At 70.5% G+C, this 23,553-nt stretch carries 17 protein-coding genes; 6 read left to right on the forward strand and 11 right to left on the reverse strand.

Annotated features, from left to right (window positions below):
• Positions 1-95 precede the first annotated feature (95 nt).
• The 4 genes from ABZT04_RS43990 to ABZT04_RS44005 all read right to left on the reverse strand — a co-directional run bounded on the left by ABZT04_RS43990 (position 96) and on the right by ABZT04_RS44005 (position 10,505).
• Positions 96-410 (reverse strand): SCO5918 family protein, encoded by a 315-nt coding sequence (locus ABZT04_RS43990; protein WP_355914578.1) that lies wholly within the window; start codon positions 408-410, stop codon positions 96-98.
• Positions 411-472: 62 nt separating this feature from the next.
• On the reverse strand, positions 473-2,041 hold the full coding sequence (locus ABZT04_RS43995; protein ID WP_356065780.1) for a DEAD/DEAH box helicase: 1,569 nt from the start codon (positions 2,039-2,041) through the stop codon (positions 473-475).
• A 178-nt stretch (positions 2,042-2,219) separates the two neighbouring features.
• A complete protein-coding gene (locus tag ABZT04_RS44000) occupies positions 2,220-2,423 on the reverse strand; it encodes a cold-shock protein (RefSeq protein WP_356065783.1) in 204 nt (67 codons plus the stop codon).
• Between the two features lie 252 nt (positions 2,424-2,675).
• The gene (locus ABZT04_RS44005; RefSeq protein WP_356065785.1) at positions 2,676-10,505 is read right to left on the reverse strand and encodes a type I polyketide synthase; all 7,830 of its coding nucleotides are present in this window, start codon (positions 10,503-10,505) and stop codon (positions 2,676-2,678) included.
• A gap of 84 nt (positions 10,506-10,589) precedes the next feature.
• On the opposite strand from ABZT04_RS44005, the gene ABZT04_RS44010 reads away from it, so the two are divergent.
• On the forward strand, positions 10,590-11,027 hold the full coding sequence (locus ABZT04_RS44010) for a hypothetical protein (protein ID WP_356065786.1): 438 nt from the start codon (positions 10,590-10,592) through the stop codon (positions 11,025-11,027).
• Positions 11,028-11,053: 26 nt separating this feature from the next.
• A complete protein-coding gene (locus ABZT04_RS44015) occupies positions 11,054-11,983 on the forward strand; it encodes an oxygenase MpaB family protein (RefSeq protein ID WP_356065788.1) in 930 nt (309 codons plus the stop codon).
• Between the two features lie 9 nt (positions 11,984-11,992).
• On the opposite strand, the gene ABZT04_RS44020 is transcribed toward ABZT04_RS44015, so the two are convergent.
• A complete protein-coding gene (locus ABZT04_RS44020) occupies positions 11,993-12,556 on the reverse strand; it encodes a TetR/AcrR family transcriptional regulator (protein WP_356065790.1) in 564 nt (187 codons plus the stop codon).
• 102 nt (positions 12,557-12,658) lie between these two features.
• Between ABZT04_RS44020 and ABZT04_RS44025 the strand changes: the two genes are divergently transcribed.
• Entirely contained in the window at positions 12,659-13,204 is a 546-nt protein-coding gene (locus ABZT04_RS44025; RefSeq protein WP_356065792.1) for a carbonic anhydrase, read from the forward strand.
• A 47-nt stretch (positions 13,205-13,251) separates the two neighbouring features.
• On the opposite strand, the gene ABZT04_RS44030 is transcribed toward ABZT04_RS44025, so the two are convergent.
• The 4 genes from ABZT04_RS44030 to ABZT04_RS44045 form a co-directional block, all read right to left on the reverse strand.
• Positions 13,252-14,295 carry a cellulase family glycosylhydrolase gene (locus ABZT04_RS44030; RefSeq protein WP_356065796.1) on the reverse strand — a complete coding sequence of 348 codons (1,044 nt, stop codon included), beginning with the start codon at positions 14,293-14,295 and terminating at the stop codon, positions 13,252-13,254.
• 262 nt (positions 14,296-14,557) lie between these two features.
• The gene (locus tag ABZT04_RS44035; protein ID WP_356065799.1) at positions 14,558-15,373 is read right to left on the reverse strand and encodes an SAM-dependent methyltransferase; all 816 of its coding nucleotides are present in this window, start codon (positions 15,371-15,373) and stop codon (positions 14,558-14,560) included.
• A gap of 84 nt (positions 15,374-15,457) precedes the next feature.
• Positions 15,458-15,709 (reverse strand): DUF397 domain-containing protein, encoded by a 252-nt coding sequence (locus ABZT04_RS44040; RefSeq protein WP_355914553.1) that lies wholly within the window; start codon positions 15,707-15,709, stop codon positions 15,458-15,460.
• Positions 15,706-16,578 (reverse strand): helix-turn-helix transcriptional regulator, encoded by an 873-nt coding sequence (locus ABZT04_RS44045; RefSeq protein WP_356065801.1) that lies wholly within the window; start codon positions 16,576-16,578, stop codon positions 15,706-15,708. The genes ABZT04_RS44040 and ABZT04_RS44045 overlap by 4 nt, the downstream gene beginning before the upstream one ends.
• Before the next feature lie 237 nt (positions 16,579-16,815).
• On the opposite strand from ABZT04_RS44045, the gene ABZT04_RS44050 reads away from it, so the two are divergent.
• Positions 16,816-17,262 carry an ATP-binding protein gene (locus tag ABZT04_RS44050; RefSeq protein WP_356065804.1) on the forward strand — a complete coding sequence of 149 codons (447 nt, stop codon included), beginning with the start codon at positions 16,816-16,818 and terminating at the stop codon, positions 17,260-17,262.
• A gap of 40 nt (positions 17,263-17,302) precedes the next feature.
• Here ABZT04_RS44050 and ABZT04_RS44055 read toward each other — a convergent pair whose 3' ends face one another.
• Positions 17,303-18,586 carry a SpoIIE family protein phosphatase gene (locus ABZT04_RS44055; RefSeq protein WP_356065807.1) on the reverse strand — a complete coding sequence of 428 codons (1,284 nt, stop codon included), beginning with the start codon at positions 18,584-18,586 and terminating at the stop codon, positions 17,303-17,305.
• Between the two features lie 200 nt (positions 18,587-18,786).
• Here ABZT04_RS44055 and ABZT04_RS44060 point away from each other — a divergent pair, with 200 nt between their 5' ends.
• Positions 18,787-19,602, forward strand: coding sequence for an SAM-dependent methyltransferase (locus tag ABZT04_RS44060; RefSeq protein WP_356065810.1), 816 nt, complete (start codon positions 18,787-18,789; stop codon positions 19,600-19,602).
• A gap of 13 nt (positions 19,603-19,615) precedes the next feature.
• On the opposite strand, the gene ABZT04_RS44065 is transcribed toward ABZT04_RS44060, so the two are convergent.
• On the reverse strand, positions 19,616-22,267 hold the full coding sequence (locus ABZT04_RS44065) for a glycoside hydrolase family 2 TIM barrel-domain containing protein (RefSeq protein WP_356065813.1): 2,652 nt from the start codon (positions 22,265-22,267) through the stop codon (positions 19,616-19,618).
• Between the two features lie 216 nt (positions 22,268-22,483).
• On the opposite strand from ABZT04_RS44065, the gene ABZT04_RS44070 reads away from it, so the two are divergent.
• Positions 22,484-23,362, forward strand: coding sequence for an RNA polymerase sigma factor SigF (locus tag ABZT04_RS44070; RefSeq protein WP_356065816.1), 879 nt, complete (start codon positions 22,484-22,486; stop codon positions 23,360-23,362).
• The last annotated feature ends 191 nt before the right edge of the window (positions 23,363-23,553 follow it).

The following is a 23,553-nucleotide window of genomic DNA, read 5'->3' on the forward strand; positions in this document are numbered from 1 at the left end:
CGGTGGCGACCCTGAGCAGGTCGACGTGCGCGCGCTTCACAAGCTCGACACCGGAATCCATGGGGCGGGACTATACACATCTACTGGTGTCGCTTCTACACGTCCTGGGGCGCGCCGCTGCCCAGCAGCGCCGACGCGTTCTCGAACGGTGTGAGCGCGTGCACGGGGACCGCCTCGGGCAGGCCGTGGCAGGTGAAGCCGAGCCGGGTCATGGCCCGGACGACCTCGCCGCTGGTGAAGTCGCGCGGGTCCTGCCGGGTGATGATCCGGCCCACCTGCTTGACGGGGTAGCGGCGCCGCCCGATGGTCACGGACTCACCCGTGACCAGCTCGGGCTTGATGCCCTTCATCGTCTCCAGCACTCCCAGCTTGGTGAGGTCGAAGGGATACCGGGCGATGACACAACGCATGTTGCCTCACAGAGAGAAGGAGATGCCGTCCGAACGGGCTCCCGAAGGAGCCGAGTTGATCCCTAGGCCGCTGAGCCGAACGACGACCGCCGCTGCCCCCGGCTGCCGCCACTTCCGCCGCTGCTGCGGCGAGCCGCGCCACCACCGGTCCGGCCCTCGGCGCCGGGACGGCCGCGGCGGCCCCGGGACGACGAGGAGGACGGACCGCGGCGGGTGCGCTCGCGCTCCACGACCGGCGCGGCGATGACGACCGGAACACCGGACGGGGCCTGGGCGCCCGTGATCCGGGTCAGCTCCTCCTCGCCCGAGCGGACCGGGGTGATCTCCGGAGTGACGCCGGCCGCGGTCATCAGGCGGGTGAAGTCACGGCGCTGGTCGGGGGTGACCAGGGTGACGACGCTGCCGGACTCGCCCGCACGGGCCGTACGGCCGCCGCGGTGCAGATAGTCCTTGGGGTCGGTGGGCGGATCGACGTTGACGACCAGGTCGAGGTTGTCGACGTGGATGCCGCGCGCCGCGACGTTGGTCGCCACCAGCGCCGTCACATGCCCGTCCTTGAACTGGGCGAGGGTGCGGGTGCGCTGCGGCTGGGACTTGCCGCCGTGCAGACCGGCCGCGCGGACGCCGTTGTTCAGCAGGTGCTTGACCAGCTTGTCCACCGCGTGCTTGGTGTCCAGGAACATGATGACCCGGCCGTCGCGCGCAGCGATCTCGGTGGTCGCCCGCTGCTTGTCCGTGCCGTGCACATGCAGGACGTGGTGCTCCATCGTCGTGACCGCGCCCGCCGAGGGGTCGACGGAGTGGACGACGGGGTCGGTCAGGTAGCGGCGGACCAGGAGGTCCACATTGCGGTCGAGCGTCGCCGAGAACAGCATCCGCTGACCGCCCGGGCGCACCTGGTCGAGCAGCCCGGTGACCTGGGGCATGAAGCCCATGTCGGCCATCTGGTCGGCCTCGTCGAGGACGGTGATGGTGACGTTGTCCAGTCGGCAGTCGCCGCGGTCGATGAGGTCCTTGAGCCGTCCCGGCGTCGCGACCACGACCTCCGCGCCACCGCGCAGCGCCCCGGCCTGCCGGCCGATCGACATACCGCCGACGACGGTGGTCATCCGCACGCTGACGGCACGGGCGTACGGGGTGAGCGCGTCGGTGACCTGCTGGGCCAGCTCGCGGGTGGGGACCAGGACGAGCGCGAGCGGCTGTCGAGGCTCGGCCCGGCGGCCCGCTGTGCGGGCCAGCATCGCGAGACCGAAGGCGAGGGTCTTGCCGGAGCCGGTGCGGCCGCGGCCGAGCACGTCACGGCCGGCGAGGGAGTTGGGGAGGGTCGTCGCCTGGATCGGGAACGGGACGGTGACGCCTTCTTGGGTGAGCGCGGCCAACAGCTTCGCGGGCATGTCGAGTTCGGCGAACGACTCCACGGCGGGCAGGCCGGGCGTGACCGTCTTCGGGAGGGCGAACTCGCCCTGGAGGGCGGCCGGTCGGCCGCCGTTGCCCTTGGCGCGACGGGGCGCTCCGGAGCGGTTGCCGGCGGAGGCCGCCGAGCGGTAGCCGCCCTTTCCGGATTCCGGATTTCCATTGCGCTTCCGTGCGAAGCGGTCATTGGAACGTTCATTTGTTCGTGCGCGGTTCAATGTGGAACCTTCCTTGATATGGCACGTATCAAGGAATTCCCGCGGTGAATGAACGGCGCAGGGAATCGCAAGAACGAGCCGGTGGCTTCGGCGGAATAGCGCCGATAGCATGGGAAATGCAGCGAGCTGGGGCCCGCACCCCAAGGTGCGGGCCCCAGCTGCGAAGTAAACGTCGGTGTTACGCAGGGACGATGTTCTCGGCCGTCGGGCCCTTCTGGCCCTGCGCGATGTCGAAGGTCACCTTCTGGCCCTCGGACAGCTCGCGGAAGCCCTGGGCGGCGATGTTCGAGTAGTGGGCGAAGACGTCAGCGCCGCCACCGTCCTGCTCGATGAAGCCGAAACCCTTTTCCGCGTTGAACCACTTCACGGTGCCACTGGCCATTTTGTTCTCCTTCGGGGCGGTCAGCGGAGCCTGCACTGTGCGGGCTCCGTGTCGCCGTGATGATCACCCCGCCGGAAAGAAACCGGACACACAAAAAAATGCTCCACCGCCTCGGAGGGTGGTGTGGGCATCTGAAGGGTTTGGCAACCACAACTGCAACTGAGATCAATAGTAGCACGGCGCGATCGTCCGCGTGCGGACGTCAATTCCGTTTCTCATGTCGCGAACATAGATATTCGGTGTCCTGCCCGGTTACCCGAGCGTGTCGATCCAGTCGCGGACGACCTTGGCCGTCGTCGGGGCGTCCTCCTCCAGCATGCTGAGATGGGTGCCGGCCGTGTCCACCGTTTCCCGTACGCGCGGCCAGGACGAACGCCACTCCCGCGGCATGTCCGGCAGCGGCTCGGAGGCCCGCACCAAGAGGGTGGGCACGCGCGTGGGTTCGGGCTGCCAGCCCCGGAACATCCGGGTGTACGCGCCCAGGGACAACAGCGCCAGATCACCGACCAACGTGTCGAATCTCTCGCCGACCGCCAGCGGAATCCGGGCGGGCAGCGACAGCAGCCAGGGTTCGGCCTCCCGGTCCGGGGCGATGTGGTAGGCGTCGATCAGCACGAGCCCCGCCGGGGGAGCACCGAGCGCCGCCAGCCGGGTGGCGAGGGCGTGGGCGGCCGTACCGCCCATCGAATGGCCGACCAACACATGGCGCCGGTCGCCGAGTTGGTGCCGCACGGTCGTGGCGTGCGTCTCCATCAGGGTCTCCAGGTCCCGCGCCACCGCCTCGCCGTGGTCGACGCCTGAGTGCCGCACCTCGAAGACGTCCCGTTCGCCCTCGAAACAGGGGGCCAGCCCCGCGTACCAGGGTCGGCCGAGGGTGGTGGCGAAACCGGGAACACAGACGAGGGCGGGACCCCGGGTCCCCGTGGCCAGCCTCAGCGGCGGCAGCGCGTGCCGGGCGGCCTCCTCGGGCCCGAAGACGGGTGCTCCGATCGACGCGGTCACCAGAAGGTGCATGGCCGATACGACGTCACCGGCCTCGCAGACCCGCCGGTACAGGGCGGGCAGCGACTGCCCGGCTCCGCGCGCTCGCGGCCGTGCCGGTGACGGTACGGCCGCGGCGTTCCCCCCGTCGGGCAACGCGCCGCGCAGCTCGCCGTACAGGTGCTCGGCGAGTTGTTCCGTGTCCGGCCAGTCGTAGGCCACGGTGACCGCGAGCGGTGTTCCGGTGAGCAGGCTCAGCCGGTTGCAGAGCATGACCTGCATCAGGGAATCGAGGCCGAGTTCCGAGAAGTCCCGGTCGACGGCGTCGGCGTCCGTGTGTCCGAGGACACCGGCCACTTCGGTCCGGACGAGCGCCCGCAACGCGGGAAGCCGCTCGGGCAGGGGCAGTTGCGCAAGACGGTTCCGCCAGGAACCGGCCTCGTCGTCCGGCACTCCGTCTCCGGCCGCTGCCGTCGCGGGGGCGGACTGTCGCTGCGAACGCAGCAGTGCGCGGAGCGGCGGCGGGACGGGGACCATGCTGGGTGAGCGGTCCAACGGCAGTGGCGCCAGGAAGGGTTCGTCACTGCCGAGCGCGGAGTCGAAGAGCGCGAGTCCCTGCTCCGGGGAGACCGCCCGCACCGGCCCGCCGTGGACCCGGCCGCTGCGCGCCGCCATGCCCTCCTCGTCCGCCCACGCTCCCCAGGCCAGCGACAGGGCGGGCAGCCCGAGCGCCGCGCGGTGGCGGGCGAGCGCGTCCAGGAAGGAGTTCGCCGCCGCGTAGTTGGCCTGTCCGGGGTTGCCCAACAGCCCGGCCGCGGAAGAGAACAGCACGAACCGCGAGAGTGGTAGATCCTTCGTCGACTCGTGCAACTGCCAAGCCGCGTCGGCCTTCGGCCGCATGACGGTCGACAGTCGCTCAGGAGTCATCGAGGCGAGCACGCCGTCGTCCAGGACACCGGCCGCGTGCACTACGGCGGTTAGGTCGGCGCCGAACGTCTTGAGAACGGCGGCCACTTGAGCGCGATCGGCTATGTCGCAGGCCACGAGGTCCACCTGGGCGCCCGTGCCCTTGAGGTCGTTCAGCAACTCCCGTGCGCCCGGGGCCTGTTCGCCGCGCCGACTGAGGAGTACGAGCCGCCGCACTCCGTGTCGGTCGACCAGGTGTCGAGCCAGCATCGCTCCCAGCGATCCGGTGCCGCCCGTGATGAGGACGATGCCATCGCCGAAGGAGCCCCCGGCCGTCGGACCGAGGATGGGTGCCAGCCGGGGCACAGTCAACCTGCCATCCCTGACCGCGAGTTGCGGCTCTCCGGTGGCGAGGGCGGCGGGCAACTGACGTAGCGAAGCGGGGTGGTCGTCCATGTCGACGAGGGTGAGACGGCCGGGGTACTCGGCCTGTGCGGTCCGCAGCAGCCCCCAGACCGTGGCGGCGGCCAGGTCGGGAGAGGTGTCGGCGGCACCGCGTGTGACCACGGCCAGCCGCCCGGGACCGGGGAGGTGGGTGTGGAGCAACTCCAGGGCTCGTACGGTCAGTTCGCGGGACTCGGCGACCGGGTCGGCGCCGCCGGGAGCGGCCAGGGACGCCACGACCATCTCGGGCGCCGCCTCGGACCGGGTCGCCTCGTCGTCCGCGGAGGCGAGGAACGCGGCCAGGCCGAGGTCGTCGGTCTCCGACACCGCCACGGTGGGCGCTTCACCGGCGTCCGGCACACCCGTCCAGCGCAGCCGGTACAGCTCTCCGGCCGGGGTGGGACCCATCGCCGGAGCCGGTCGGGTGGTCATCGACTCCAGCCGGGCCACGGGCGCGCCCGTGACGGTCGCGAGGTCGAGGGCGATGGAGTCGGGGCCGGTCGTCGTCATGCGGACGCGCAGGGCCGTCGCGCCTGTGGAGTACAGGGCCAGGCCCCGCCAGGCGAACGGGAGACGGGGCGGGCCGGTGGGCGGTTCGGCGAGCAGCCCCGAGTGCAGGGCGGCGTCCAGCAGGGCCGGATGGAGGATGTGGCGACGGGCGTCCGTGACCGGCGCCGGGCCGATCTCGGCGAACAGCTCCTCGTCCCGGCGCCACAACGCGGTGACACCCTGGAACGCCGGACCGTAGGCCAGGTCGGCCGCCGCGACCCGGTCGTAGGCGCCCGTGAGATCCACCCTCGTGGCACCTGCGGGCGGCCACTCGGTGAGCGAGAACGCGCCACCCGGCACGGCCGGGCCGAGCCGACCGGTCGCGTGCTGCGTCCAGGCGCCGAGCGCACCGGACTCCTCGGACCGCGCGTACACATCCGCCGCGCGACGCCCGGAGTCGTCCGGCTCGCCCAGGACCACCTGGACCTGGATGGCCTCCTCCTCGTCGTCCGGCAGGAACAACGGGTTCAGCAGGGCGAGTTCCTCCAGTACGGCGAGACCGCACAGGTCGCCCGCATGCAGCACGAGGTCGGCGAAGGCGGCGCCGGGCACGAGAGCATGTCCGCCCACGACGTGGTCGCGCAGCCAGGGCTGGCCCCCGCCGGACAGCCGGCCGGTGCACAGCAGGCGTTCCGTACCCGGCACGGTGATCGTCTGCGTCAGCACAGGATGCCCGGAACCGGCGGTCGCGTCGGTGCCGGTGTCGGACAGCCAGTAGCGCTGCCGCTGGAAGGGATAGGTCGGCACGTCGACCCGTCGGGCGCCGCTGTCCGCGTACACCCGGTGCCAGTCCAACGGCATGCCATGGACGTGGAGTTGGCCGAGCGCGTCCAGCGCCGTTTGCGGCTCCGAGCCGTCGCGTCGGGCCATGGCGGTGAAGAGGTGTTCCTTGCCGGCCCCGGCCAGAGCCGTCGCGGCCTGGGCCGTGAGCTGGGCGGCCGGGCCGATCTCGGTGAACGCGGTCACCCGCCCGTCGTGTGCCAGCCAGTGCACGGCATCCCCGAACCTCACGGCCTCCCGAGCATGCCGCACCCAGTACGCGGCCGAACACAGCTCCTCCCCGGTGACCGGCCGCCCGGTCAGGCCCGACAGCACCGGGACGGTGGGCGTGTCGTACGTCAACTCGGCCGCGACACGCCCGAATTCGGCGAGCATCGGTTCCATGAGAGGGGAGTGGAAGGCGTGGCTGACCCGTAGCCGCACGGTACGGCGGCCTCGTGCGGCGAACCGCTCCGCGAGCGCGAGGACCGGCCCGTCCGATCCGGAGACGACGACCGCGCGAGGCCCGTTCACGGCCGCGATCGCGACCCCCTCGGTCAGCTCCGCCGTCACCTCCGCCTCGGTGGCGTCGAGCGCCACCATGGCACCGCCCTCCGGCAGCTCACGCATCAACCTCCCGCGGGCCGCGACCAGTTCGACGGCGTCGGCCTCGGACAGCACGCCCGCGCAGTGGGCCGCCGACAACTCGCCGATCGAGTGCCCGGCGAGGAAGTCCGGCCGTACGCCCCAGGCTGCGAGCAGCCGGAACATGGACACCTCGAAGGTGAACAGGGCGGCCTGGGCGAAGTCCGTGCGGTCCAGCAGCGCGCTCTCGTCGGCGTTCCACAGCACCGAGCGCAGCGGACGCTCCAGATGCGCGTCGAAACGTGCGCACAGGGCGTCGAAGGTGCTCGCGAACACGGGGAAGGCGTCGTGCAACTCTCGGCCCATGCCGGTGCGTTGGGCTCCCTGGCCGGTGAACAACAGGGCCGAGCGGGCGGCGGTGGTGTGCGGTGGTGCGGACTCTGTCAGGGCGTCGAGGGAGGTCAGGGTGGTCGCCCGGTCGGCGGCCGTGACAGCGGCTCGGAGGGGGAGTCCGGCCCGGGTGGTGGCGAGGGTGAACGCCACGTCCAGCAGGTCGAGTTCGGGGTGTTCGCGGAGAAGAACTGCGGTGCGGGCCGCCTGGGCCCGGAGGGCGGCCGGGCTCGCGGCCGAGAGCAGCAGTGGGGGCGTCGCCGTGCGACGAGGGGACGCGGCGGCGACCTGGTCCGGCTCGGGCTCCTCCAGGATCACATGGGCGTTGGTGCCGCCGATGCCGAACGCCGATACCGCCGCCCGCCTCGGCCGGCCGGGCTCCGGCAGCCATTCCTCGTCCCGGGCCAGGAGCCGTACCGTGTCCGACGACCAGTCCACGTGCGGTGAGGGCTCGTCGGCGTGCAGGGTGCGGGGGAGCCGGTCGTGGTGCATCGCCAGTACGGTCTTGATGACGCCGCCGACTCCGGCCGCGGCCTGGGTGTGCCCGAGATTGGACTTCAACGAGCCGAGCCACAGCGGGCGTTGGGCGGCACGGTCCCGGCCGTAGGTGGCGAGGAGCGCCTGTGCCTCGATCGGGTCGCCGAGCGCGGTGCCCGTGCCGTGTGCCTCCACGGTGTCGATGTCGGCCGGGGACAGCCCCGCGTCGGCCAGCGCCGCGTGGATCACCCGTTGCTGTGCGGGGCCGTTGGGCGCGGTGAGCCCGTTGGACGCGCCGTCGGAGTTGACGGCCGAACCGCGCAGCACGGCCAGCACGGGATGGCCGTTGAGCCGTGCGTCGGAGAGCCGTTCCAGCAGGACCAGGCCGACTCCCTCGCCCCAGGCGGTGCCGTCGGCCGCCGCCGAGAAGGGCTTGCAGCGGCCGTCCGGAGCGAGCCCGCGCAACCTGCTGAACGCGATGAAGGGTCCGGGCGAGGCCATGATCGTGACTCCGCCGGCGACGGCGAGGGAGCACTCTCCCTCGCGCAGGGAGCGTACGGCCGAGTGCATGGCGACCAGTGAGGACGAGCACGCGGTGTCCACGGTCACGGCGGGCCCGCGCAGCCCGAGCGTGTAGGCGATACGGCCGGAGGCCACGCTGCCGGCCGAGCCGAGGGCGAGATGCGCCTCCAACTCGTGACCGGCGCCGCGCAGTAGACGGCTCGCGTAGGTGGCGTGCATGACGCCGACGAAGACGCCGGTGTCGCTGTCGCGCATACCGGTGGGGTCCAGGCCGGCCCGTTCCAGCAGCTCCCAACTGGTCTCCAGGAGCAGACGTTGCTGCGGGTCGGTGGCGAGTGCCTCGCGGGGCGACATGCTGAAGAAGGCCGCGTCGAAGTCGGCCGCGCGGCGGAGGAACCCGCCTCGGCGGGTGATCGATGTGCCGAGGCGATCGGGGTCCGGGTCGTACAGGTCGGCCACGTTCCAGCCACGGTCGGTGGGGAAGCCGGAGGTCGCGTCGGTGCCGTCGGAGACCAACTGCCAGAGATCCTCCGGGGATTCCACACCGCCGGGGTAGCGGCACGCCATGGCGACAACGGCGATGGGCTCCCCGGGTTCGGTGCGGTGGATGTCGCCGGACGTGCGCGCGGCGCCCGGGATGCCGTCGCCGTACAGGGAGTTGCGCACGAGCGTTGCCACTGCGGTGGGCGTGGGGTGGTCGAAGACGAGCGTCGCGGGGAGCGCAAGGCCTGTCGCCGTGCCGAGCCGGTCGCGCAGCAGCACACCGCCGAGCGAGGTCAATCCCTGTGCGGCGAACGGCACTTCGGGGTCCAGGTCCGACTCGGGGACGTCCAGGGTCCGAGCCGTCACTTCGAGGATCAGGTCGAGTACGGCGTCGGAGGCGACCGCGAGGCGCTCGCGCAGCACGGCGGACGCGGTCGCACGCTCCACGGCGATGCGCTCCGGCAGCTCCTCGGTGAGCGTGGCCCGGGCGATCTTGCCGGTCGCGGTGCGGGGGAGGGACGCGGTCCGATAGATCTCGTCCGGCACCTTGAACCCGGACAGGCGCGCGCGGCAGGCGGCGAGTATTCGTGCCGTGTCGACCCCGTCCGGGCCGGGCACGACGAAGGCCACCGGCACCTCACCCAGCACATCGTGCGGTCGGCCGATCACAGCGGCGTCGGTGACATCGGGGAGGGCGAGCAACACCCCTTCCACTTCTGCGGGGTTGATGTTCGCACCGCCCCGGATGATGAGCTCCTTGACCCTGCCTGTGACATGAAGGTGACTGTTCGCGTCGCGCCGACCGAGGTCCCCGGTGCGGTACCAGCCGTCGGTGAACGCCTTCGCGGTCGCGTCCGGACGGTTGTGATAGCCGGTCATCAGCCCCGGACCGCGCACCCAGATCTCGCCCTCGTCCCCGTCACCGACCTCCGCACCGGTGGCGGGATCGGTGATCCGGACGCTCAGCACCAACAGCGGAAAACCGCGGGCGGGGTCGTCACGGCGGTCGCCGAGCCGCTCGATCGCGATCTTCCCGCAGGTCTCCGTGGAGCCGTACCCGTCGAGCAGTGGCGCGGCCAAGGCCTGTTCGACCTCGGCGCGCAGTTCGGGGGAGCAGGGGGCCCCTCCGCTGACGCAGACCCGCAGCGACGCGGGCACCGGACGCGCCGTCTCCCGCAGCGACTCCAACAGGAGACGATAGGTGGCGGGTACCCCGCCCAGGACGGTGAACGGTTCGGCGGTGAGTGCCTCGGCGACCTGGGCGCCCGGCGCGAGGATGCGCGCGCTCGCGCCGACCGACATGACGCCCAGCAAACAGACGGAATGGCCAAGGGCGTGGAACATCGGCAACGGCCAGAGCAGTCGGTCCTGTTGCTCCAGCCCGTACGCCGGTACATAGCCCGCCGTCACCGACCACAGGCCCGAACGCTGGGTGGAGACCACACCCTTGCTCTGCCCGGTCGTGCCCGAGGTGTAGTGGATCCAGGCCGGATCGTCGAGCCCGAGGTCGTCCCGGGGCGCGATACCCGGATCCGTCCGGGCGAGGGTCTCGAAGGCGACCGTGTCACCGGACGGGTCGTCCTGTCCGACGACGATCACCCTTTGTCCGGCGGCCAGTTGGGCGATCGGTGCGGCGACCGGTTCCCCGGTGACGATTGCGACGGCTCCACTGTCGTCGAGGAAATACGCCAACTCGTCTGTCGAAGCACCGGGGTTGAGCGGTACGCCGATCGCCCCGGCGCGCAGCACACCGAGCCAGATCTCCACCAGCTCCACCCGGTTGCCCAGATGGATCGCGACCCGGTCCCCGCGCCGAACCCCGAGCCGTATGAGATGTCCCGCAAGCCGGGCGGTGCGTTGCTCCAACTCCCCGTAGGTGACGGCACGTCGGTCGTCCCGGTAGGCGGTCCTGTCGCCGATCCGATCCGAGTGCTCCCGCAGGATGCCGGGTATCGTGCGCGGCGGCTCGCCCTCGGAAAAAGCCATTTCCACCCCTATGATCACCCACTCCGATGGGCCAACCGTACGACAGCGGCTCCCGAAGGTCCGGTATCGGGCAAGATCTGGGGCATGGTGATGTGCGACTACTTCTCCGCCGCGAGTGACGAGGTCGCCGTGGCGGTGCTCCGCGCGCCGGGCGGACCGGATGCGACGGCCTTCGACGTGCTGCCGCTGAAGGGCATCGACCCCGTGGTCGTCATGGCACGGCTGGAAGGGATCCTCACGGACTGCACCTACGACGAGGCGCGCGCACGTCCGCGCTCCGGGGAGTTGCTCTCCGACCCCGAGGCCGAAGAAGCCCTCGTCATCAGCGTCTCGGACACACTCCGGGACGCGTTGGCCACCGCGTCGGGTGCCCAACTGGAGCTGGCGGCCGGGCCGTTCCTGGCCGTGGAAGAGATGGATCTCCCGCCCGAGCGGACACTGGAACTGCTCCACCTGCTGTCCGGTCTGGCGCGGAGAGCGACGGCGGAGGACCGTCGGCTGTACTGCTGGTGGGCCCTGTAGGACGACTCGGAAGGCGGGAGCGGCCCATGACCACACCCGGCGAACGGCCGATGCCCGAGCCGCTCGGTCCCTCGTCCCTGGCCTGGCGGTATTTCAGCGACTGGCGGGGCATGCTGATCAGTCTCTGGGCCGGGTCGATGCAGAACATGCATCCCGGCCTCGGCGCGGGAGTGGAGGAACACTCGCGGTTCTTCGACGAGCGCTGGGAGCGGCTGCTCCGCTCGCTGTACCCGATCGCCGGGGTGATCTACGACGGCCCGGACGCGGCCCGGACGGCCCGGGAGGTGCGCGACTACCACGTCGGCATCAAGGGCGTCGACAGCAGGGGCCGGCGCTACCACGCGCTCGACCCCGACACGTTCTTCTGGGCGCACGCGACGTTCGTCATGGTCCCGGTGCTGGTGTGCCAGTACTTCGGCCGGCCGATGACGCGGAGACAGAAGGAGCGGTACTACGCGGAGAGCCTCCAGTGGTACGGGCTGTACGGGGTCAGCGACCGGACCGCTCCGGCCGACTGGGCGGGATTCAGCGCCTACTTCGAGCGGATGTGTGCCGAGGTGCTGGAGGACAACGGGGCGGCGCGCGCGGTGCTGGACATCCGTCGCCTGGGCAGGCCGCCCGCGCTGACGTGGCTGCCCGACGCGGTGTGGAGGGTGGTCCGGGTTCCGGTGACGCGGTCGTTCGTGTGGCTCACCATCGGGATGTATCCGCCCACCGTGCGCGCCAAGTTGGGCTTTCGCTGGTCGCGCCGGAGCGCGCTCGGGCTGTGGCTGGTGGGTCGTACCGTCGCACTCGGCTGGCACCTGGTGCCGTTCGAGCGGCGCTACCACCCACGGGCCAGGGCCGCTTGGCGACGGGCGCGGGGTCTCGCCGTAGGACCGGTCGAGACGCCGCGACGGAATCTGCCGCCGGAGGAACACCGGGGTGACGGCAAGCGCTACGCGCCGGACGTGTAGGGCGGGGAGTCAGTCGGGCAGGCCGAGGAGGTCGCGGCCGGCGCGTCGTACCGTGACGCGGACCGCCTCCGGGTCGTCGAGTCCCGCGCTGGACAGGGCGCCGTCGTGCAGCAGGACCAGGACGCGGCCCGCGTGGTCGGGATCGGGATGGCCCGCCTTGGCCGCCAGTTCGGTGACCGTCTCCTGGAACCAGGCACGGTGCTCGGCGATCGCCTCGCGGACCGGGTCGGAGGCGTTGGGATACTCCGCCGCCGCGTTGATGAAATGGCAGCCCCTGAACCCGGCCGAGCAGGTCACCTCGCCGATCAGGTCGAGAAGCGCCGAGACTCCCTGGTCGGACTCCGCCTCCGCGACGGCGGCCTCGACGGCCGCGCGCAGACGGGCGTCGGTGGCCCTGAGGTAGGCCACGACCAGGTCCTCCTTGGTCGGGAAGTGGCGGTAGAACGTCGCCCTGGTGACCTCGGCCTGGGTGACCAGACGATCCACCGGAACGGTGTGGATGCCCTCGCTGTAGAACAGACGGCCGGCCGTCTCCAGCAGGCGTTCGCGGGGGCTCGGGGGCTTCGTGGGCATGGGGCCAGTCTAAGAGACAGAACATTCTGTTGACACGTCCGAGGGCCGCGCCTACGGTCCATGAAGAACGAACGTTCTGTCTAGCCTCCGCAGGAGATCACCGTGTCCCGCTTCGCCGCATACGTCGAGCGCAACCAGGCCTTCGCGGCCACCGACGCCAAGTCCCGCGTGCCGGAGATTCCCTTCATCCCCTTCAAGCAGACCTTCGTGATCACCTGTCTCGATCCGCGGGTGGAGCCCGCCGCCGTCCTCGGTGTCGAACTCGGCGAGGCCATCGTCCTGCGCAACGTGGGCGGCCGGGTCACCCCCGCGACGCTTCAGGACGTGGCCTGGATCAGCCATCTGCATGAGGCCAAGACGCCGGACGCCGACTGGTTCGACCTGGTGGTGATCCATCACACCGACTGCGGTTCGGCACTCTTCGCCGACGACGAACTGCGCGGGGAATTCACCGAGCGGCGGGGCTACGACGACGCGGCCGTCGCCGCTCTCGCCGTACTCGATCCGGCCGCGACCGTGCGCGAGGACGTCGATCGTCTGCGCGCCTTTCCCGGTCTGTCGTCCCGTGTCGACGTCTCGGGGTACGTGTACGACTTGGCGACCGGTCTGCTCACGGAGGTCGCCTCGCCGGAGGCCGCGACCACGTGAGCCGTGTCCCCGCCTCGTACGGGGACACGGCTCATATCGTCACCGGGTCAGGACTTCACGGGCCTGCCGCGTCCCCAGGCCCAGGCGAGGCGGTCGGCGCCTGACTGGTTGGTGGTGGCCAGCCAGGGGCGGGCGGCGTCGCCGATGAGCTTCTGGATCGAGTAGGTGTCGTCGGTGCGCAGACCGGGCCAGTAGACCGAGCCCATGCCGAGCTCGCGGAAGGTGTCGGTGTCGGCCTGGATGAAGTTGACCGAGTTGTCGTCGGGCGTCGGCACGTTGTAGTCCAGGCCCGTGGTCATCGGCGCGCCGAACTCGTCGGCCACGGTGCGGTTCGCGCAGTCGCCGAGGCGCACCTTGAGGTCGCTCACCCACTGGTCGTAGGTCGCGTAGTCCTTCCAGAAGCCGTAGTGGTGCAGTGAGAGGTAGGTGCCCTTCAGACGCGGGTCGGCGCAGACCGTGGTGACGTGGTCGTTGTAGCCGGCGCCGCTGACGAACACCCGGTCGCGCGGCACCTGGGAGTACGTGTCCAGCCACTTCGCGGCGAGGTCGGCCCACTCGGTGTCGGTGTAGCCGTGGGGCTCGTTCATCGGCTCGAAGTAGACCCGCTGGTTGTGCCGGTAGGCCTTCACCACGGTGTTCCACATGGGCCAGTAGGTGGCGGGGTCGTCGATGAAGCCGTCCTTGTTGGCGCCCGTCCCCTCCCAGTAGGAGACGATGACCTTGAAGCCCTGTGCCGTCGCCGCGTCGATGACACCGCGGTACGACTTCCAGTAACTGCCGTTCACCGTGTAGGGGTTGATGGGCAGCCGCACCGTGTTGGCCCCGAGGTTGGCGCGGAAGGCCGCGATGACGCGGGTCGCCTTGGTGTACGTCTGGGCGTAGGTGTCCGAGAGCGACAGGCCGGACAGGACGACCGGGTCGTCGGCGTAATTGTCGCGCGGGTCGGCCCAGTTGACGCCCTTGAACTGGGACGTGTTCGTGCCCGGCGCGGCCGAGGCGGGGCTGCCGGCCAGCGTGGCGCCGGTGACCGCGGCGATCGCGACGGCCACGAAGGTGGCCCGCAGGCGGGTTCTGGCGGGGATGGTGCGCATCGACTTGCCCTTTCAGGAATGGCGGCTCGCCGTCGTCGGACCCGGTCGGCTCGGAGTGGGGGAGTACGGGCTCGGTGGGCCCTGATCCTTGGAGATGTTTACGTAAACATCGCGGCGCCGGAATCGTGGCATCCGGCACAGCGCCCGTCAAGGTTTCCCACACGTAACGTCGTTGGGGTCCTACGGCGGCTTTCCCGTCCCTCCGTCCCGGCGCACGACAACGGGCCCCGGGGCAACCGCCCAGGGGCCCGCGGAAGATCGGCTACGGCTTGATGCCCACCCCGGTCCACAGGCTGACCTCGGCGTCCGTGGGCGGCTCCGCGTCGGCGGCGGCGTCGGGGCGCCAGCGGTGGCCGATGGCGATGCCGGGGTCCAGCAGGTCGAGCCCGTCGAAGAAGCGGGAGACGTCCTTCTGGGAGCGGAACTGCACCGGTGTCCCGGCGTTGTTGTAGATCGCGGTCACCTTCTCCCAGGTGTCGGGATCGAAGTCGGGCGTGCAGTGGCTGATGGCCAGGGCGCTGCCCGAAGGGAGCACCGACAGCAGACGGTTCACGAGCCCGTAGGGGTCCTGGGCGTCGGTGACGAAGTGCAGCAGCGCGTTGAGGGACAGCGCGACCGGCTTGCCGAGGTCCAGGATCTCGGCGAGTTCGGGCGCGTTGAGGAGTGTCTCGGGGTCGTTGACGTCCGCCTGGACGTACGTGGTGCGGCCCTGCCGGGTGCTGCGCATCAGGCGCTCGGCGTACTTGAGGACCAGCGGGTCGTTGTCGGCGTAGACCACTCGGGCCTCGGGGACCACGGACTGGGCGACCTGGTGGAGGTTCGGCTCGGTGGGGATGCCGGTGCCGATGTCGAGCCACTGGCGGATGCCGTGCTCCCGGGCGAGGACACGGGTGGCCCGGTGCATGAAGGCGCGGTTCTCGCGGGCGCAGACGAAGATGGCCGGGTAGACCGCCGCGACCGACGCGGCGGCCTGCTTGTCGATCTCGAAGTGGTCCTTGCCGCCCAGGTAGTAGTCGTACATGCGGGCGGAGTGCGGCCTGCTGGTGTCGATGTCCCGCGCGGCGTGGGGGTTGGTCATGCTCTGCCTCTCCAGTGGTGTACGTCGGCGTCTCGGGCAGATCGCAGCCGGGACGGCTCCCATCCCTCGCGCCCGTGGTCTGGTTCAGCCGGCCATCAGATGGTCGGCCAGGCCCCTCTTGACGCCGGCGACGAACGCGGCCATCTCCTGGGGTGTGTAGATCAGCGCGGGACCGGCGGGGTCGGTCGACTGGCGCAGGGCGATCCGGCCGTCGGCCAGTTGCTTCGTCTCCACGCACTGACCGCCGTTGGGACCGCTCCAGGGGCATTCCCAGCCCTGCTCGCCGAGGTTCGACGCGGGCATCCCGTTGTAGACCAGGTCGTCTGTGGTGGTCATGAGTACTCCTTGCGCATGCGGTTCAAGAGCGCCTTGCTGTCCGCGGACGAGGTCAGCAGCGACATCCTGTTGTGCGCTTCCAGATGGGCCACGACGTCGGATCGCTGGTCCAGGTACATGGAGCCGGAGAGGATCTCGCTGTAGACGACGTCGGGCAGCTCCGGTTCCTCGAACCGGAAATAGGTGAAGGGTGCGCACGCCCCCACGTGGGCACCCGCCGAGAACGGGACGATGTCGACACTGACGTGGTCCAGTTCCGAGACCTCGAGGAGCCGGTCGATCTGTTCCCGCATGACCGCGGGACCGCCCACCACCCGGTGGAGCACGGCTTCTTCCAGTACGGCCCACAGGGTGGGCGCGTCCGGCCTCTCCAGCAGACTCTGGCGGCGCAGACGTAACTGCACCCGCTTCTCCAGCTCTTCGTCCCCGTCGTTCGGGAAGCCGCCGCTCAGTACGGCGCGTGCGTAGCCGTACGTCTGGAGCAGTCCCGTCACATAGTGGGGCTCATAGGTGCGCAGGGTCTTGGCGCCGGTCTCCAGGCTCACATAGGCGGTGAACCAGCCGGGCAGCACATCGCGGTAGGCGTGCCACCAGCCGGGCTCGTTGGCGCGCTCGGCGAGGGCGACGAACTCCTCGATCTCCTGCTCGTCGGCGCCGTAGGTCTCCAGCAGCTTCTCGACATACAGGGGTTTGAGGCCGACCTCGGCCTTCTCCAGCCGGCGGATGGTCAGTGTCTTCACCCGCAGGGCCCTGGCGGCGTCCTCCAGTGACACGCCCGCACCCTGTCGCCGCTCCTGCAGCCGCCGGCCGAGGATCATGCGGAGAACCGTGGGTGCACCGGCGCCGGTGCCCGAACGAGCTTCGCTCACGCCCAACCTCCTGAGGGACTGTCACCGCCGTTAGTCTGACAGCGACTTGCTGATGCCGCCAGACGGAAAGGGTCGGTCTGAAATTATCAGGGAGTCGGTTGCAGCCTGAACTGAGCTACGGGCATAGTTACTTGCGTGAGCGATCTGGGCCGCGCACCGGAACACCCCCATTCCGGCAGGTCTGTTGCTGACGACGGTCTCCCGCCTGCGCCCGCCCCCGATGGAAGGCGAACCACCGTGTCCCCCCACACGACTCCCTCCCCACAGCTCTTAGATGTCGCCAGTCCCGACCTGGCGCACTGGCTGGAACTTCCGGCACATCGCTCCGGCGTCCGGGTCGCCCGTCATGTCATGGGTACGCAGCTCGCCAAGTGGGGCCTGCCCGACGAGGTGTGCGACGACGCGGTGCTGCTCATCTCCGAGTTGGCCACCAACGGGGTGTGCCACACGCCCAGCACCCGGCTCCTGTGCGGGATCGGGCTCGTCGGCGACCGAAGACTGCGCATCGAGGTGCACGACCACGACTACTCCGGCGGCGGCCTCTCCCGCTGCGAACCGTGCCCCGACGACGAGAGCGGACGCGGACTGTTCATCGTGCAGGCGGTCGCCGACACCTGGGGGGTCGACCGGTCGGCGCTCACCGGCGGGAAGGCCGTCTGGGCCACACTGACCACCGGCTATTGATGCCGGACACCCGGAGGGGGCGAGGACGCCCGCGGCCTGTTCAGGTGGTCGCGGGCGTCAGCTCGGCGATCAGCAGCGTGCGGTCGTCCGCCCCGGGCGCCTGCGACGGGGCGCGCAACAGCCGCTCGCACAGCGAGGGGAACGCGTCCCCGGCGGTCGACGACGTGGGCTCGGTGGCCGTGTCCAGAGCGCGGGCCAGGCTCGCGATCTCCTGGTCGATGTCGGAGTGCCGGGACTCCACCAGCCCGTCGCTGTAGAGCAGGAGCAGGGACGGTTCGGAGACCTTCAGCACCGTCGCCTCGTAGTTGCCCGTGCCGAGCCCCAGCGGCAGCCCCGGGCCGGCCAGTGTGACCGGCGCGGCCGGTCCGTCCGGGCCGCGCAACAGTGGGGGAGGGTGGCCGGCGCCGACCAGGGTGCAGGAGTGCGCCTCGGCGTCCCACTCGGCGTACATACAGGTCGCGAAGGACGCGCCCGGGGTGTCGTAGGCCAACTCGTCCAGTCGGCGCATGAGTTCGGCCGGTTCCATGTCGAGCCGGGCCAAGGTGCGCACCGCCGTGCGCAGTTGGATCATGGCGACGGCGGATTCGGGTCCGTGCCCCATCGCGTCGCCGACGACCAGACCGACCCGGCCGCCGGGGCGTGGCAGGACGTCGAACCAGTCGCCGCCGATGATGTTGCCCTGGCCGGCCGGGAGATAGCCGTGGGCGATACGGCAGCCGTGGAACGCCTGCGCGGGGTCGGGGAGCAGGCTGTTGCGGATGGCCAGCGCGGTGCGGCGCTCGCGTTCGTAGCGGCGCGCGTTGTCCAGGGCCACCCCGGCTCGGGCCGCCAGCGACTCCACGGCCACGGCCTCGCCGGGCAGGAACGGCTCCCGGTCCGGGCCGCGTGTGCAGGCGATGAACCCGACGGTGGCGCCCCGCAGTTGGAGCGGCACGACGAGGAAGGACGTCGTGTGCAGCAGGTCGTCTATGCTCTGCGCGTCCCCGCCCGCCGAGGCCAGCAGCCGCTCCGAGGTGTGCTGGTCCACCCCGTCGAGCATCTGGGTGTGCCCGGTGGCGAGCGCGCGGGCGTACGGAGTCTCGCGCGGGAAGACGATCACCTCACCGACCGGCAGCACCCCGTCCCAGGTCTCGGGCGCCTCCGTGCCCACCCGCACCGCCAGCCGACGCGCCTCGATCTGCGGCGGATCCACGGACGGAAACGCGTTCTCCTCGACGACCCACCGCTCCAGCAGATACACCGACGCCGCGTCGCAGAACCCGGGCGTCAGCGCGTGCACGACATGGCTGCCGGTCAGCCGCAGGTCCAGCTCCGAGCCGATCACGTCCGCGGCGGGGGCGAAGGCCTGCCTGCGGCGTGGGGGGACGGCAGCGGGTGCGTCACCGTGGTGACTGAGCGGTTCGTTCCGCAGGGTCGTGCCTTTCCGGAGGGGGACCGGCCGCGTGGTGTGGGGGCAAGCGGCCTGTCGGGTGTTCGAGGCAACTATATGATGACGCGTCAAGGATCTTCGGTTGAGAGGGAGTTGTGGTGCCGGGTACTGGAGGTCTGCCGCGGGGGATCGATCCCGACAAGGCGAGTGTCGCCCGAATGTACGACGCGATGCTGGGCGGTGAACACAATTTCGCCATAGACCGCGAGGCGGTGGCGGCGTTCACGGCGATCGATCCCCAGGTGCGCACCCTCGCCCGGGCCAACCGCGACTTCCTCGGCCGGGCCGTGCGCTTCCTCGCCGCCTCGGGGGTACGGCAGTTCATCGACCTCGGCTCGGGCATCCCCACCCAGGGCAATGTGCACGAGGTCGCGCAGGCGGCCGCTCCCGGAGCCCGGGTGGTCTACGTGGACAACGACCCGGTGGCCGTCGCCCACAGCGCCTCCCTCCTCGCCGACAACCCGGACGCGGACATCGTCGACGGCGACATCCGGCGGCCCGCCGACGTCCTGTCCTCCCCGCAGGTACGGAAGTTGATCGACTTCGATCAGCCCGTCGCCGTCCTGATGATCACGATCCTGCACTTCGTCAGCCCCGCCGAGGACCCGGCCGGCATCGTCGCCGCGTTCCGCGACGCGCTGCCAGAGGGCAGTTGGCTGGCGCTCAGCCACGCCACCAACCAGGACCGCCCGGACACCGCGGCGGCCGTGGGGCAGTTGTACCGGTCCAAGGCCACCTCACCGGTCACCGCCCGCTCCTACGACGAGATCCTCGGCCTGTTCGACGGCTTCGACCTCGTCGAACCCGGCCTGGCCTACGTCCCCCTGTGGCGCCCGGACCCGCAGGACGAGATCCCCGAGAACCCGTCGGAGTACTGGGTCTACGCGGGCGTCGGGCGCAAGAGCGCGTGAGCCGCCCGCCCTGTCACTGACGGGCCGTCAAGGACAGTGCCGTGGAACGGAGTCCGGGTGCGCTCGCGACGAGTGTGACGCGGCCTGGTCTCTTGGCCGGCCGGACGACGGCCAGCGCCTGTCCGTGCCAGGTGTGACGACGGGGGAGACGGAAACTGTCCACGTTGTGCGGATTCCCGTTGCCCACGGCGGCGAGTTCTCCCGCGCCGTCGACCCGGAACGACACCAGCACCGTCGCGTCCGGCACCAACCGGCCCCGGCTGTCGACGACTTCGACGCGCACGTGTGCGAGGTCGTCGCGGCCCGTGGTGAGGTGCGGGACGTCGGACACCAGCCGCAGGGCCGCCGGAGCACCGACCGTCGTGAGTGTCGTACGGCCGATCTCGCGGCCTTCGCGGGAGGCGACCGCGGTCAACTCGCCCGGCGTGTAAGGGACGGTGAAGGTGGCCGTGGCCCGCTCGGGCACCGTCGCCGCACCGCCGGGAAACTCGGCGCCGTCGAGCAGCAGCCGTACGCTGTCGCCCGGTGTATAGACGTGCACGGTCATCGGCCGGCCGGGTTCGACGTCCCAGGTCCAGCTCGCCAGCTCGTCGAAGTACCCCCACCAGACGGCCACTTGCTCGGTGCCGGGCAGCGTCGGACGCTCCACCATCAGCTCCACCGGGCTGAGCCCGGAGACCGCGGCCCGCCAGTGGTTCTGCGGTTTGCGCCGGCCGATCAGGTCGATGTCACCGCAGTTGCCCTGGAAGTAGGGGTACGGGTAGCCGAAGCCGCCCCAGGAGTGGTGCAGCGTACGGGCGATCGACCAGCCGGGCATGACGCTCTGGTCGCCGATGCCCGCCGCCGTCCCCTCCGGTGCCATCGGTGTCTTGCCGATGCCGGACTCGCCGAGGTAGTCCCAGGCCGCCCACACCCAACTTCCCACCGCCCAGGCGTTGTCGTTCACGAACGCCGTGTCCTGGTGGATCGTCGCGGGGAAACCCTCACTCTGTGTCATCGCCCGCTCGGGATGGGCGTGGTGCATCGGGCCGTAGCCCTTGCCGTTCGCGTTGTAGTGCACATCGCCCACGTCGACGTAGCTCCAGGACGGATCGTCCGCCGAGAACGTCGAGCCACCGCCCAGGGTGATCGGCCGGGTCCGGTCCAATGAGCGCAGCCGGGCGGCCAGTTGGGCTCCCCGCACCCCGTTCGTCGAGTCGGTGATCTCGTTGCCCAGCGACCAGATCACCACGCTGGGATGGTTGCGGTCCCGCAGCACGGCGCCGGTCAGGTCCCGCTCCCACCACTCGGCGAAGTGCACCGAGTAGTCGTCGGGGTTCTTGCCGGTGTCCCACACGTCGAAGAACTCGTCCATCACCAGCATGCCCAGTCGGTCGCAGGCGTCGAGCAGAGCCGGGGTCGGCGGATTGTGCGCGGTGCGCAGCGCGTTGAAGCCGGCCTCCTGGAGGATCTCGACCCTGCGCTCCTCGGACCGGTCCAACGCCACGGCTCCCATTGGCCCGTGGTCGTGGTGGACGCAACCGCCGACGATCTTGACGGGCTCGTCGTTGAGGAGGAAGCCGACCTCGCCGTTCCAGACCAGTGAACGGATCCCGAACCGGGTGTCGACGGTGTCGACGACCTTCCCGCGCACCACCACCTCGGCGCGCGCGGTGTAGAGGCTCGGTGACTTCGGGGACCACAGTGCCGCCCGCGCGACCGGGACGTCGACCGAGGAGTCGGCGGTGGCACCCGCCGCGACTCCCTGCGCGGGCGTCCGTCGTACGGCCACGACGTGCTGGTGCGGGTGGAGGACCGTGACCCGCACCTGTGCCGACGCGGAACGCGCGCCGAGGTTGGCGACGGACACCTCCACGCGAGCGACCGAACGGTCCTTGCCGACCACGGGTGTTGTCACCCGCACACCCCAGCGCGGAACGCGCACGGCGCCCGTCACCGTCAGCCAGGTGTGCCGGTAGATGCCCGACCCCGAATACCAGCGGCTGTTCCGGCCGCCGTTGTCGACGCGGACCGCGAGCACGTTCGCTCCCGTCGGGCTCAGGTGCGGGGTCAGGTCGTAGGCGAACCCCGTGTAGCCGTAGGGGTGGAAGCCCAGATGGACGCCGTTGAGCCAGACGTCGGCGTTCTGATAGACGCCGTCGAACCGCAGCTCGGTGTGGAGCCCGTCCCCGGCCGGCGTTCCGAAGTGCTTGCGGTACCAGGCGATTCCGCCCACCGTGTAGCCGGTCGAGCCGCCGTTCTGGCTGTTCCCCGTGTCGAACGGGCCGATCACCTGTGGAGGTTGGGGCAATGTGGGGTCGGGGTCCTTCAGCACCAGCAGGGACGGGTCGCTCGTCGCACCGCCGTCGGTGGAGGGGGCGTAGGGGAGGTCCTCGATGCTCCAGTCGTGCGGGAGGTCGAGCGAGCGCCAGGAGCCATCGTCGAAGGACGGAGCCTCGGCTCCGGCGGGGTCGCCGCGCAGGAAGAGCCAGCCCTCGTCGAACGACCGCTCACGCCCCGAACTGGCCGGTGCTGGACTGTCGTTGACGGCAGCGGCAGCCGACCGGGGCAGGTCGAGCGCGGCCGTGCCCGCGGCGACCGCGCCTAGCTGGAGCGCGCGACGGCGCGTCACCCCGCCCGGGTCCGGTACGCCGTCATCGATGCGGTCTTCTCCGGTCGTCTTCAAGTCGGCCACCCCATCCGGTAATTCGGTATGTCGAACGGGAATCGGAATGCTGAACTGTCGTAGACATGACAGAAGTGGAATGCGGCCGCCGGGTCAACCTCCCTACCGGAAACGAGGTGCGCACCCCGAATTTGACCGGATGAGGAGGAGTGAGCCGCGAGAAGCGGGGCAGGGGCCTCATGACAGAAGTTCCTTCGGACGAATGGGGTGGGCGACATGGCAGCCGTGACGGCAGTGGAGGTACACGCCACGGCAGAGCAGCGGGTGACGGCCGAGGGGCCTCTCCCGCTGATCGCGGAGCCGTCGAAGGTGAGCCCGAAGAACGCGCGTGAGCTGTCACGGCAGTTCTTCGACCGGCTGGCCTCGCTGGAAGAAGGCACCCACGAGTTCCAGTACGTGCGCAACACACTGATCGAGATGAACCTCTCCCTCGTGCGCTACGCGGCCGCGCGCTTCCGCAGCCGTAGCAACAACGAGATGGAGGACATCGTCCAGGTCGGCACGATCGGACTCATCAAGGCCATCGACCGCTTCGAACTCTCCCGCGAGGTCGAGTTCACGTCGTTCGCCGTCCCCTACATCGTCGGCGAGATCAAGCGCTTCTTCCGCGACACCAGTTGGGCCGTCCATGTCCCGCGCCGACTCCAGGAAGCCCGCGTCGAGCTGGCCAAGGCGACCGAGGAACTGCGGTCCCGCCTCGGCCGCACGCCGACCACGCGGGAACTGTCCGAGCTGATGTGCCTCTCCGAGGAAGAGGTCATCGAGGCCCGCAAGGCGTCCAACGGCTACACCTCCTCCTCGCTCGACGCGGCACTCAGCACCGACGCCGGTGGCGAGGGCGAGACCGTGCTGGCCGACGTCATAGGCGAGGACGACCCCGGGCTCGAACTGGTCGACGACCTCAACTCCTTGGCCCCGCTGATCGCCCAACTCGACCAGCGCGAGCGGCGGATCATCCACATGCGCTTCGTCGAGGAGCGCACCCAGGCCGAGATCGGCGAGGAACTCGGCATCTCCCAGATGCATGTGTCCCGGCTCATCAGCCGGATGCTCCGCCGCCTGCGCGCGGGGCTGCTCGACCCCGCGGTCGCCTGACAATCCGGTCGGTTGGGTGTCTTCACCCTCCCCGGGTGTCCGTTCCGCGGCACTCTCGTACTGTGGCCGGGGCCGCCCCCCCGGGGGGGGGCCCGCCGGGGGGGGGGGGCCCGCGGAGAGGGGGGAATCAAACCGCCCAGATCAACTCACCAAACACCACGACACGAGGTTGGACTTCTGGTTGTTAGATA

Source organism: Streptomyces sp. NPDC005492 (genome assembly GCF_040605995.1).
In the GTDB taxonomy this organism is placed as follows: domain Bacteria; phylum Actinomycetota; class Actinomycetes; order Streptomycetales; family Streptomycetaceae; genus Streptomyces.